Source organism: Protofrankia sp. CiT1 (assembly GCF_917627335.1).
Lineage (GTDB): Bacteria > Actinomycetota > Actinomycetes > Frankiales > Frankiaceae > Protofrankia.
Genome location: NZ_CAKJTP010000139.1, coordinates 1 through 10,296 on the forward strand (window position 1 = coordinate 1; position 10,296 = coordinate 10,296).

A 10,296-nucleotide genomic window follows, 5' to 3' on the forward strand; every position below is an offset into this window, starting at 1 on the left:
GGCGGCAGGCGCCGGGCCGCCGGCCGGGCGGCCGCCAGCAGCACGAGCGCTGCCGCGCCGGCCAGGCAGATAGCCAGCCGCACCGGTCAGCTCTCCGGCCGGGGCCGGTCGAGCAGATCGCGCAGCACCTGCTCCTCGCCGGGGTTCAGCGTGTCGACGAACCGGGCCAGCACCCCGGCTGGATCGTCGACCTGTTCCAGCAGCCCACGCATCCGCTGGGCGGTGAACTCGGCCGTGCTCTGCGCAGGCTGGTAGACGAACGTGCGCCCGTCCGCTGTCCGGGTCACCACGCCTTTGGCGTGCAGCCGGTTGAGGATGGTCATCACCGTCGTGTAGGCCAGGCTCCCGCTGATGACGGTCTGTACCTCACCTGGCGACATCGCCCTCTCGGCGGCCCACAACACCGCCAGCACCTCAGCTTCCAGCTGTCCGGGCCGGCGCCGCGGCCCGTCATCCGATCGGGTTGTCACATCCTCAACCTACCCTGCCTGTAGTAGTTTGTAGCAGCCATGTTGGCTGCCTGAAATGCTCCCGCCGCCCATCCAGAAAGACATCGATGCCTTCTTTGCCGGACAACCAGACCCGCAGCCGCGAGCCCCTCGCTCCCAAGGTTCCGGAGATCACAGCATTGTTCTGGGTTGTCAAAATTCTGACGACGGGTATGGGCGAGGCGGCCTCGGACTACCTTGCGCACGTCAACCTGGTGCTCGCGGGCACGATCGGCCTCCTCGGCTTCACGTTCGCGCTCTGGCTGCAGTTCCGGGTCCGCCGTTACTCCGCTCCCGTCTACTGGTTCGCGGTGATGATGGTCGCGGTCTTCGGCACCATGGTCGCCGACGGGCCACCCATCGGCCACATCGGTTCGACGGTCCTCTATCTTGTGGTCCTCGCGGCTGTCTTCTACACGTGGCACCGCAGTGAGGGAACGCTGTCGATCCACAGCATCGTGACCCGCCGCCGGGAGACCTACTACTGGCTGACCGTGCTCGCGACCTTCGCGCTGGGCACCGCCGCCGGCGATCTCACCGCGGACTCCTTGCGCTTTGGCTATCTGCCCTCAGGCATCCTGTTCGCAGTGATCATTTTGATGCCGGTGGTCGCCTGGTGGCGGTTCGGGCTGAACGAGGTCGTCGCCTTCTGGTTCGCCTACGTAGTGACCCGGCCGCTGGGTGCCTCGTTCGCCGACTGGCTCGGCAAGCCGGCGAAAAGGTCCGGTGTGGGCCTCGGCGACGGCCTGGTCGCCCTCACCGCTTTCGTTGTGATTGCTAGCCTGGTCGGCTACCTGACAGTGACGCGCGGTGACATCCAACGCGGCGGTGTCGACGACGGAGCCATCAGAAACATCGATCCGCAGGACCCGGCCCTTCCCCAGCAGGTACGGCCGCGGTTCCGTCCAGCCGACATCGACTGAATGCAGATCGGCGAGCAGGATGTCGCGGGCTGTCTGGCGACCGGTCAGGATCGGTGCGCATAGGTTGCCTGCGCGCGTTCAAACCGGCCTTCGGTTGTATGGGCGGTGTCGACCGCGGCGGCTGCGGTGGTCAGGACGAGCGCGGCGAGGGCAATCGCCAGGGCCGGCCGCGGCTTCGGGGGCGGGTCCAGCAAGGCCCGCGCTCGGTGGGCGAGGTCGGTGTGCACGGCGCCGAGCGCCACGGTCGGAGTGGTCAGTGTGCTGGTGCGGGCGAGGCCGGCTCGGGCCAGGGCTCGGGCGACCACAGCCCGGTCTTCGGCGATAGCGGCGGCGTCCTCGTCGGCCCAGCGTTCGACGGCGAGGCGCACGGCGGCGGCGGGTGTCCGCAGCAGCGGATTGGCGGCGGCGGCGAGGCTGGCGAGCTGGGTGTAGGCGTGGTGGCGGTGGCGCAGGTGGGAGTGTTCGTGGGCGAGCAGCACCCGGCGTTCGTCGGCGGGCAGCGCGCGCAGCATCGCCGTGGAGACCACGATCCGGCCGGTGAGTCCGGGCAGGGTGTAGGCGTCGGGATGGTCGTCGTCGACGATGACGAGGCCGGTGGGGGCGGGGCCCAGCCGCCGGCAGGTGAATTCGGCTGCGGCGAGGTCCTGGCCGACGAGGACGGCGCGGCGGGCGGCGCTGGCGGCCAGCCCGGCGACGGTGAACGCCGGCAGCAGCCCGGCCGTGGCGGGCAGCGGGTCGTGGCCGCGGACAACAGCGGCTGACCAGTGCCCGATCGCGGTGAGCGGGGGCAGCGGGGCGAGCAGGGTGAAGGCCGCGACCGCCAGGATGAAGCCGGTGGCCAGGGCGGTCACCAGGCAGGCGGTGGTCAGCAGCCGGGTGGCGGCGGCGGGCGGCAGCCGCCGGCCGAGCCGGCCGCCGCTGACGGTCAGCAGCAGGCTGGTGACGAACGGGATCAGCGCGACGGCCGTCATCACCGCTGCCTGTCGTCCGAGCCGGCGTGGGTGTGGTGGCTGGCGAGGATGTCGGCGAGGAGCTGTTCGTCTTCCGGACGCAGGTCCGCGACGAAGCGGGCCAGCGCTTCGGCCCGGTTGGCGCCGGCGCCGAGCAGGCGGGTCATCTGTCGGGCGGTGAGGGCGGCGTCGAGGGTGTCCGGGCCGGCGGCCAGCGCGTAGGTGTAGGAGCGGCCCGCCGGCTGCCGGGTGAGGGCGCCTTTGTCGTGCAGGCGGGCGAGGGTGGTCATCACGGTGGTGTAGGCCAGTGGTTCGCCGAGTTCGGCGAGTGTCTCGGCCGGGGTGAGCGGCCGGCCGGCCGCCGCGATCGCGGCGAGCACCTCACGTTCGAGCGCCCCCGGCTCCCGCCTCTTCGCCAACTGCCTCTCCGTCCCTCACTACTATCAAGCTGATAGTACGAGCTGGTGGGTCGTTAGCACACTCAGCCCGCCGTGCCGGCCGTCGTCGTGGGGGAGCCGGCCGTCGACTCGCTTCCCGAGGGGCCCCAGGTTCTCGCGATCGGACCTGTCACGTGCCACCTTCGCGCGGCAATCTACTATTCGATGAGTAGTAGATACTCGGAGGAGGATGTATGGCGGCTGGCGTACCGGCGGTGGAGGCCACCGGTCTGGTCAAACGGTTCGGCGGCCTCACCGCGGTGGATCATGTTGATCTACGGGTGGACGTCGGGGAGGTGTACGGCATCCTCGGCCCGAACGGGGCGGGCAAGACGACGTTCCTGCGGATGCTGTTCGGACTGATCCGCCCGGACGCCGGGGAGCTGCGGCTGTTCGGCCGCAGCTGGGCGCAGGCCGGCCCGGCGACGTTGGACGGGGTTGCGGGGTTCATCGAAAGCCCGCGGTTCTACCCCTACCTGTCGGGACGGCGGAACCTGGCGTTGCTGGCCGGGCTCGACGGCGGTGGCGCCGACAGCCGGATCGACGAGGTCCTCACCCTGGTCGACCTTGCCGGCCGGGCCGGGGACAAGGTCGGTGGCTACTCGTTCGGGATGCGTCAGCGGCTCGGGGTGGCCGCGTCCCTGCTGCGCGACCCGCGGCTGCTCGTCCTCGACGAGCCGGCCAACGGGCTGGATCCGGCCGGTATCCGCGACATGCGCGCCTTGGTCAAGCGGCTTGCCGCGGGTGGGCTGACCGTGTTGCTGAGCAGCCACAACATGGACGAGGTCGAGGAGATCTGCGACAACGTCACGATCATGCGTACCGGCCGGGTCGTCTATCACGGTTCGATCAGCCAGCTGCGCGCCCAAGCGCCCGACCCGTCCCACCGGCTGGCGACCAGCGACGATGACCGGGCGCTGGACCTGGCCATCGACCGCCCCGGCGTCGCCGTGTCGGTCCACCCGGACGGCGGGTTGGCGTTGCGCGCCCAGCCCGCCGCGGCGGACGCCTACATCATCACCCTTGGCCGGGCGGGTATCGCCGTACGGGCCCTCGGGCTGGAGGTCGCGCCGCTGGAGTCGCTGTTCTTCATGCTCACCGAACCCGACCGGCCGGCCGCTGGCATGCCCGCCGCTGACATCTCCGCCCCGCGGCCGCACGCTCGCACCGGAGGGACCCGATGAGCACCGCAGCCATGACGACGACCACTACGCCCCCGGCAGCCATCGAGACCGGTCCGGCCGGCCGCGGCCGGGTGACGACCGCCTACCGGTGGGAGGTCACGAAACTCGCCGCCCAGGCCCGTGCCCGCGTCACGCTCGCCGTCTGCCTGGCCGCGCCGTTCGTGTTCGTGGTGCTGCTCGACCGCCAGGACCGCCTGCCCAAGGACACCCTGTACGGCCGGTGGCTACACGCCAGCGGCTTCGCCACCCCGCTGCTCATCCTCGGGTTCGCCGCCCAATGGGTGTTCCCGCTGCTGACCAGCCTGGTCGCTGGGGACATCTTCGCCAGCGAGGACCAGCACGGCACCTGGAAGACGATCCTGACCCGCTCACACAGCCGCACCCAGATCTTCTGGGCGAAAACGCTGGCCGCGGCTACGTTCGCCGCCCTCGTCCTCGCCGTCCTGGCGGTCAGCTGCCTGGCCGCGGGCGTCCTGCTGGTCGGCCACCAGCCACTGGAAAGCCTGTCGGGCACCCTGCTGCCCCCGGGCCGCGCCGCGGAGCTGGTGCTCGCGGCGTGGGCGAGCGCGTTGCTGCCGCTGCTCGGGTTCACCGCCCTCGGGATCATGCTGTCGGTGCTCACCCGCAGCAGCCCCGCCGGGATCGTCGGCCCGATCATCCTCGGGCTGCTCATGCAGCTCTACGCGTTCCTCAACGGCGCGGACACGATCCGCCACCTGCTGCTGGTCACCCCGTTCGACGCCTGGCACGGCCTGCTGGCGGCGCATCCGTACTACGGGCAACTGGATCAGGGTGCGCTGGTCAGCGCCGGCTACATCACAAGCTGCCTGGCCGTCGCCTACCTGGCGCTGCGCCGGCGCGACATCACCGGAGGATGACCCGTATGCGACGATTCACCATCCGTGTCCGAATGCCCCGTGCGGTCCTCGCGACCGGCGCCGCGGCCGCGCTGGCCGCCGTTCTGGGCGGTTGCGCTACCGATGTCACCCGGCCGCGGGTGGAAGGCTCTCTCGGCTCCGTCTTCGCCAACCTCTACGTCCAACAGCAGGCCCTGCTCGGCCACCCCGGGCTCACCCCGGCCGCGGTCGCTACGAAAGCCAGCTGCCAACGGAGCACTCCAGGAACGCAGGACAAGGGCGCGGGCAGTGACTGGGCCTGCCAGGTCCGCTGGACCGACGGCGCCGGGAAGAACCAGGACGGCAAGTTCGAGCTGCAGGTGCGATCCAACGGCTGTTACCAGGCCGGTGGCCCAGCTAAGATCGTCGGACCCGTCACCCTCCACACCACCACCGGCAAGGACGTCATCAACCCGGTGTTCGAGTTCGACGGCTGCTTCGACACCACCTGAACCACGGCGGTGATCGCGGTCGGCGCGGCTGGGCTCCTGACCGCAGCCCTTGCGACGCTGGCCGTCATCGACGGCTGGACCTTCGAGCGGTGTCGAGCCTGGCCGATCCGTCGGCATTGCACCGTCACCTCCGGCTGTCCGGGACCGGCCCCAATGGCTGGCTGTTCGGGACGGAGGCTGGCGATCCGATCTCCGGCTTTACAGATCCTCCCGCAGCTGGAGCCGGGCGCGAGCGGTGGCCTTCACAGCCGGCTCTGGCGTGTCACTCGTTGCGGGGGCTCGTCTTCGATGGCGGGGCACCCTGCCGGCTGGGTGGGATGTGAGCCCTCCCTGCCGACAGGGTGTTGGGCGCGGGGCCTCTACGCGGGGCTGGGTCAGGCCGGGGTGATCTGCTTGGCGGTGGTGTAGCGGGCGGCGACGTCGGCCCAGTTGACGATGTCCCACAGGGCGGTGACGTAGTCGGCCTTGACGTTCTTGTACTGCAGGTACCAGGCGTGCTCCCAGGCGTCGAAGGCCAGCAGCGTGGTGTTGCCGATGCCGACGTTGCTCTGGTGGTCGTAGACCTGCTCGACGAGCAGGCGGCCGGAGAGCTGGTCGTAGGCGAGGATGCCCCAGCCGGAGCCCTGGACGGTGGTGGTGACGGCGGTGAGCTGGGCTTTGAAGCTGTCGAAGGAGCCGAAGGACTCGGTGATGGCGTCACCGAGGGCGCCGTCGGGCTTGTCGCCGCCGTCCGGGGAGAGGTTCTGCCAGTAGATGGAGTGCAGGATGTGGCCGGAGACGTTGAACGCGAGGGTCTTCTCCAGGCCGACGATCGCGCCGAAGTCGCCCTTGTCGCGGGCTTCGGCGAGCTTGTCCAGGGTGGTGTTGGCGCCGGCGACGTAGGTCGCGTGGTGCTTGTCGTGGTGCAGTTCGATGATCTGGCCGCTGATCGCCGGCTCCAGCGCGGCGTAGTCGTACCGCAGGTCGGGCAGGGTGTAGACGCTCACCTGGTCGTCCTTCGCTGGTTGGTGGTGGACGATGATCCGCGGGTGTGCGGACCGTCGGTGTGGTTCGTGGGCGAGGAGATGCCGTCAGCCGCTCTCGGCCGAGCCGGCTGGCCTGGCGGGTCCGGCGGTGCCGGAGACGTACGTGCGCTGGATGTCGCGCAGGATGTCCCGTGCCGCGAGGTCTGATCCCGAACGGTCGGCGAGATCGTTCAGGGTGATTCCGCACAGGGTTGCCAGCCCGAGTACGAGCTCGGCCATGGCCGCTGCCGGGTTGATGCGCTGTGCGCCGTCGGTCATCACCCGCTGGACGCTCTCCCAGAAGAAAGCGGGGTCGTCGACGGAGTCGGTGTAGGCGGTCATGATCTCGATCGCTACCGGCAGGCACGCCGCCATTGGGTCGGTAGGGATGCTTCCCACAGATCCTGCTCCCTTGGTCGGCCTGCGACTGAACATTAGTTGCCTAAGATTCGCAGTTGCAAACTAGAGGAGCTTGTCAGGGGTGTCGAGGTGGTCGCGGCTTCTTCCGTGGACGCCACGGCGCGGGCACGTTGCCAGATCCGACTGATCGTCTGACTTGGGATGGCGAACCACAGCCGACCGTCCGGCCCGGTACCGAACCGCTCCAGGTATGCAGGAGCGCGGTCAGCCGACCCAGGTGACGCGGAGCACGGTGATGGTGATCCAGCGGTCTTCGATGGTGTAGAGGATGACGCCCCAGCCATCGCCGAACGTCGCCGTCCACTGGTCCTCAGGCTTGCTGTAGATGCCGTGCGCGCGGGGGTCGGCCACCAGGCGCCCCAGCGCCGTATCGAGCTGGTGGCGTGCTTCGGCGGACAGCGAGTCCCGTTGCTCACGGGCGTAGTCGACCCAGCGGACGGCGTAGGTGGCCATCAGACCGTGCGGGATGGCGCGTATGGATGGCCAGGCGGGTACCAGGTTTCAGCGATCACAGTGGGGTCGCCGGCGGCGATGCGGCGCCGGTCGGCGTTGATGCCGGCCTGGATCTCCGGGTTGGCGCACAGCAACGCCTGCGGCCACCAGCGGTCGATGACCTTCTGCGCGGCAGCGAGGTCGAGGTCATCATCGACGCGGGCGAGCGCGGCGCGGAACTCAGCTTCGAACTCGGCGCGGCGGTCCGGATCGAGCGCGGCGCGGACCGCCGGTCCGGTCCGTTCCACCCGGTTCCGGACCCCGTAGATCGGGGTCGTCACGTCGGCGCTGCCCATTTCACCATTGTGCGCGCACCCCACCCACCTCAACCTGGGTGGCCGCACCCACCTTTCGATCGGGAGAGCCCGCGATCGCCAGGCGCGAGGCCGGCCTGTGCGTCGAGGCGTGAGCCCCCCGGCTGCTCGACGCGCCGCATGGGACACGTGGCGGTTTCAGGGAGTCAGCCCATCACGCTAATGGTCAAGTACTCGCGCCGTCACAGGCGGGCACGACATCCCGTCAGTCGCGGTCTGTGCCTTCGGATTGGAAGAGTAGATCCTGGTAGGCGCGGCGGTATCGAACGTGTCTGCTCTTGAGGCTGCTACCGACGATGTCGACCGAGCCTTCGTCCCGCATGATCTTCAGCCACCGTCGGATGGTCTGGTCGCGCAGACCGGTCCGGGCAACGAGTTCGGAGCGTGAGAGAGTCTCGTTTCCGAGGGCGACGAGCAGCTCCGGTCGGCGGTCGGCCCGAGAGGACTGGCCTTTCGTTGAGGTTGTTCGCCAGGACAGCTGGTACCTGGCCCAGCGGCGGGTTCCGGTCTGGGTGACGAGTTCGCGAGTGACCAGGTCCCGAAGTTCGCTGGTGGCGACACGGGAGTCGACGCCAGTCGCGTTGCGGTAGGCGCGATTGTCAAGGATTTCTTCCTGGCGTAGGAGCGCGAGGGCGACGCATTGGCTGTCGGTCAGGCCCTTCTCACCCAACCCGGTGATCCAGGCGACGGTCTCCTCGCCGAGCAGGGTGTGGTTGGGGAAGACGACGACAAACGACGAGATCTTGTCGTTGAAGTCCGGTGGGCTCATTCCCGCAGTGAGCAGCGAGTCGAGCATGGCACGGATGCCCGACCCGCGGTTCTCGCAGACGGTGCGGGTCCCGCCGGGCAGCGGGACATCTTCGAGGATCTTGATGAGGGTGGCGTTGCGGGCTGAGGAGACACCGTCTTCGCCGAGACTGTCGACTGTGACAGGACCGAACAGACCGCCCGGATTACGGATCACCAGGCGGTCGGGTACATCTCGACCTGGACTTGGGCGCCTCGAGCGCCCCCGGACAGGTCGCGGTGGACCAGTGCGTTGACGACAGCCTCACGCAGAGCGGCCTCTGGGTACTCCCAGACGTCCTGCCGGCCCGCACCCCGACGACAGCCCGACGAGACATGTTCCGGCGGACGGTGGCCAACGTGTCGCGGACCATGACCGGGACCGGGCCTTCCAACGTCACGTTGTCCAGGAACCGCTCGGTGGACCGGCCGCCGGTCTCCGTCGGGTAGTGGACGAAGGTGACCATCAGCTGCGGGAAGTGCTCCTGCGGATAGCTGCCCAGGGCGAGCAGGCCTCCCAGCGACGCCACGTCCTCGCCGCTGTCTCCAGTCACGAGCACCTTGGCGCGACGCAGCACAGCCAAGCGGTCCAAGTCCTTGAACGCGTAGGGCCTGCTGGTCCTCAGTCGGGCGACCAACGCATCGACCATGGCCGTATCCAGATGATCGAGACCAACGCCAGAGACTGTTTGCTCGTCCTCACGAGGCTGACCACGTGAGGAGAGCATCATCTGGACCTCGTAGGCCGACAGCCGACGATCACCGTCGCAGACCCTGACGTAGCTACCCTTGGTGATGCCGGCCCCACGCGAGTAGCAGGGCTTCCGTGCGGGATCGAGCTCGGGGACCTCAGCGACCAGGATCTGGGCGCCCTCGAAGTCGTGGACCTTGATCAACGGTCGGAGCGGCGGTTCCATGTCCTCGGAGCACATGGAACCAAGATCAGCCGCGAGCCTCGCCGGATCGGGAAGTCCCGTCGGTGCGAAGCCCTGGGTCTCGTCCAGACCAAGGACGACCACACCGCCTCGCGTGTTCGCGAACCCGGAGAGAGTCTCGCGCAGCGCTTCGGCAGTCCGCCGTGGGCCTTCTTCACCTCCACGTCGGCGATGTCCGTACCGATGGCGCGAAGGTTGTCGACGATCTCCGCGAGCTCGACGTCGAGCGTCCATCCTCCTCACCAGCTAACACACTAGCTAGCATGATAGTTGGCATGAACTGCGGCCGGGTGCCGGTGTCGGGTGTCCGGCCGACCGGCCGCCGACGGTTCCAGTGGTGGACCGGGCTGGGCTGTGGCGCGTCTGTGTCGGGTGCTGCTGGATGCCCATGGGAAGATTCGGTCCTGCCCGGCAGCGTCTGCCGCATGACCTGGCCTCGGCCACCGTGGTGGCTCACGCCGTCTGGAGGGCTTGGTCGGCGAAAGCCGTGAAGATCGAGTCAAGTTGACGTATCGTGACGACTACCCGCTCCACAGCGCGACCTTCAGGCGCACCTGACCAGCACTTTCGGCGTTAAGCCCCGGTCATCATTACTAGGCGTAGCGGGCGGCGGCGGTCGGCCGGCGGATCGCAGGTCCCTGCGTAAGCCTGCGTTCTGACCGGGGCGACAGCGCACATGCCTCGTCGGGCTGGGGCGGAGCCCTGTTAGCGCGACAGCAAGGGCAAGGCGGCGGCCTCCCTGTTCTTCCGCGTGGGTCAGGCATCGCAGATGAGGGCGCAGGCGGCGACAGCGGGCCGGTAGTGATGCACTCCGCCGCCACACCGTCTGCCCGTAGCCCCCACCGATCGGCCCTGAACGCCGCACCCTGGAAACGAACCCGTGCAGCGAAAAACCGACATAACGAACAATCGGCAGAGCAATCTAATAACCTGAGGTAGCCGAACGATTCGGCTGGCGCTATCAGCGCTGGTCCCGAAATAGCTTTATCAGCTACACTTGATAGTCAAACAACTA

At 68.7% G+C, this 10,296-nt stretch carries 13 protein-coding genes; 4 read left to right on the forward strand and 9 right to left on the reverse strand.

Annotated elements, in window-relative coordinates; translation table 11 throughout:
- Positions 1–86: 86 nt before the first annotated feature.
- Positions 87–470 (reverse strand): BlaI/MecI/CopY family transcriptional regulator, encoded by a 384-nt coding sequence (locus MJ785_RS17445; RefSeq protein ID WP_239308191.1) that lies wholly within the window; start codon positions 468–470, stop codon positions 87–89.
- A gap of 86 nt (positions 471–556) precedes the next feature.
- Between MJ785_RS17445 and MJ785_RS17450 the strand changes: the two genes are divergently transcribed.
- Positions 557–1,411: a hypothetical protein gene (locus tag MJ785_RS17450; RefSeq protein WP_239308192.1), complete on the forward strand. Its 855-nt coding sequence runs from the start codon at positions 557–559 to the stop codon at positions 1,409–1,411.
- Between the two features lie 44 nt (positions 1,412–1,455).
- Here the strand turns inward: MJ785_RS17450 and MJ785_RS17455 are convergent, their stop codons facing one another.
- Complete coding sequence (locus tag MJ785_RS17455; protein WP_239381815.1) at positions 1,456–2,382, reverse strand: M56 family metallopeptidase; 927 nt, start codon at positions 2,380–2,382, stop codon at positions 1,456–1,458.
- Positions 2,382–2,780: a BlaI/MecI/CopY family transcriptional regulator gene (locus MJ785_RS17460; protein ID WP_239308194.1), complete on the reverse strand. Its 399-nt coding sequence runs from the start codon at positions 2,778–2,780 to the stop codon at positions 2,382–2,384. Before MJ785_RS17460 ends, MJ785_RS17455 begins: the two co-directional genes overlap by 1 nt.
- 212 nt (positions 2,781–2,992) lie before the next feature.
- On the opposite strand from MJ785_RS17460, the gene MJ785_RS17465 reads away from it, so the two are divergent.
- From MJ785_RS17465 to MJ785_RS17475, 3 genes are read left to right on the forward strand one after another with little or no spacing between them, the layout of a single operon-like run.
- The gene (locus MJ785_RS17465; protein WP_239376130.1) at positions 2,993–3,982 is read left to right on the forward strand and encodes an ABC transporter ATP-binding protein; all 990 of its coding nucleotides are present in this window, start codon (positions 2,993–2,995) and stop codon (positions 3,980–3,982) included.
- Positions 3,979–4,860, forward strand: coding sequence for an ABC transporter permease (locus MJ785_RS17470; RefSeq protein WP_239376128.1), 882 nt, complete (start codon positions 3,979–3,981; stop codon positions 4,858–4,860). Before MJ785_RS17465 ends, MJ785_RS17470 begins: the two co-directional genes overlap by 4 nt.
- Positions 4,861–4,865: 5 nt before the next feature.
- Positions 4,866–5,330 (forward strand): hypothetical protein, encoded by a 465-nt coding sequence (locus tag MJ785_RS17475; protein WP_239308197.1) that lies wholly within the window; start codon positions 4,866–4,868, stop codon positions 5,328–5,330.
- 374 nt (positions 5,331–5,704) lie between these two features.
- Here MJ785_RS17475 and MJ785_RS17480 read toward each other — a convergent pair whose 3' ends face one another.
- From MJ785_RS17480 to MJ785_RS17505, 6 genes are all read right to left on the reverse strand, one after another.
- The gene (locus MJ785_RS17480; RefSeq protein ID WP_239308198.1) at positions 5,705–6,316 is read right to left on the reverse strand and encodes a superoxide dismutase; all 612 of its coding nucleotides are present in this window, start codon (positions 6,314–6,316) and stop codon (positions 5,705–5,707) included.
- Positions 6,317–6,400: 84 nt separating this feature from the next.
- Positions 6,401–6,733, reverse strand: a complete 333-nt coding sequence (locus MJ785_RS17485; protein ID WP_239308199.1) for a hypothetical protein — start codon at positions 6,731–6,733, stop codon at positions 6,401–6,403.
- 225 nt (positions 6,734–6,958) lie between these two features.
- Complete coding sequence (locus tag MJ785_RS17490; protein ID WP_239308200.1) at positions 6,959–7,207, reverse strand: type II toxin-antitoxin system RelE/ParE family toxin; 249 nt, start codon at positions 7,205–7,207, stop codon at positions 6,959–6,961.
- Entirely contained in the window at positions 7,207–7,542 is a 336-nt protein-coding gene (locus tag MJ785_RS17495) for a DUF6247 family protein (RefSeq protein ID WP_239308201.1), read from the reverse strand. The genes MJ785_RS17490 and MJ785_RS17495 overlap by 1 nt, the downstream gene beginning before the upstream one ends.
- 223 nt (positions 7,543–7,765) lie before the next feature.
- Complete coding sequence (locus tag MJ785_RS17500) at positions 7,766–8,524, reverse strand: ATP-binding protein (RefSeq protein WP_239308202.1); 759 nt, start codon at positions 8,522–8,524, stop codon at positions 7,766–7,768.
- Entirely contained in the window at positions 8,514–9,365 is an 852-nt protein-coding gene (locus tag MJ785_RS17505) for a helix-turn-helix domain-containing protein (protein WP_239381813.1), read from the reverse strand. Before MJ785_RS17505 ends, MJ785_RS17500 begins: the two co-directional genes overlap by 11 nt.
- Positions 9,366–10,296: the final 931 nt, after the last annotated feature.

What these genes read in the sequence shown, in the direction of transcription:
- MJ785_RS17465 (WP_239376130.1), top strand. Translation starts at nt 2,993, where the DNA reads ATGGCGGCTGGCGTACCGGCGGTGGAGGCCACCGGTCTGGTCAAACGG.
- MJ785_RS17470 (WP_239376128.1), top strand. Translation starts at nt 3,979, where the DNA reads ATGAGCACCGCAGCCATGACGACGACCACTACGCCCCCGGCAGCCATC.
- MJ785_RS17475 (WP_239308197.1), top strand. Translation starts at nt 4,866, where the DNA reads ATGCGACGATTCACCATCCGTGTCCGAATGCCCCGTGCGGTCCTCGCG.
- MJ785_RS17495 (WP_239308201.1), bottom strand. Translation starts at nt 7,542, where the DNA reads ATGGGCAGCGCCGACGTGACGACCCCGATCTACGGGGTCCGGAACCGG.
- MJ785_RS17490 (WP_239308200.1), bottom strand. Translation starts at nt 7,207, where the DNA reads ATGGCCACCTACGCCGTCCGCTGGGTCGACTACGCCCGTGAGCAACGG.
- MJ785_RS17450 (WP_239308192.1), top strand. Translation starts at nt 557, where the DNA reads ATGCCTTCTTTGCCGGACAACCAGACCCGCAGCCGCGAGCCCCTCGCT.
- MJ785_RS17455 (WP_239381815.1), bottom strand. Translation starts at nt 2,382, where the DNA reads ATGACGGCCGTCGCGCTGATCCCGTTCGTCACCAGCCTGCTGCTGACC.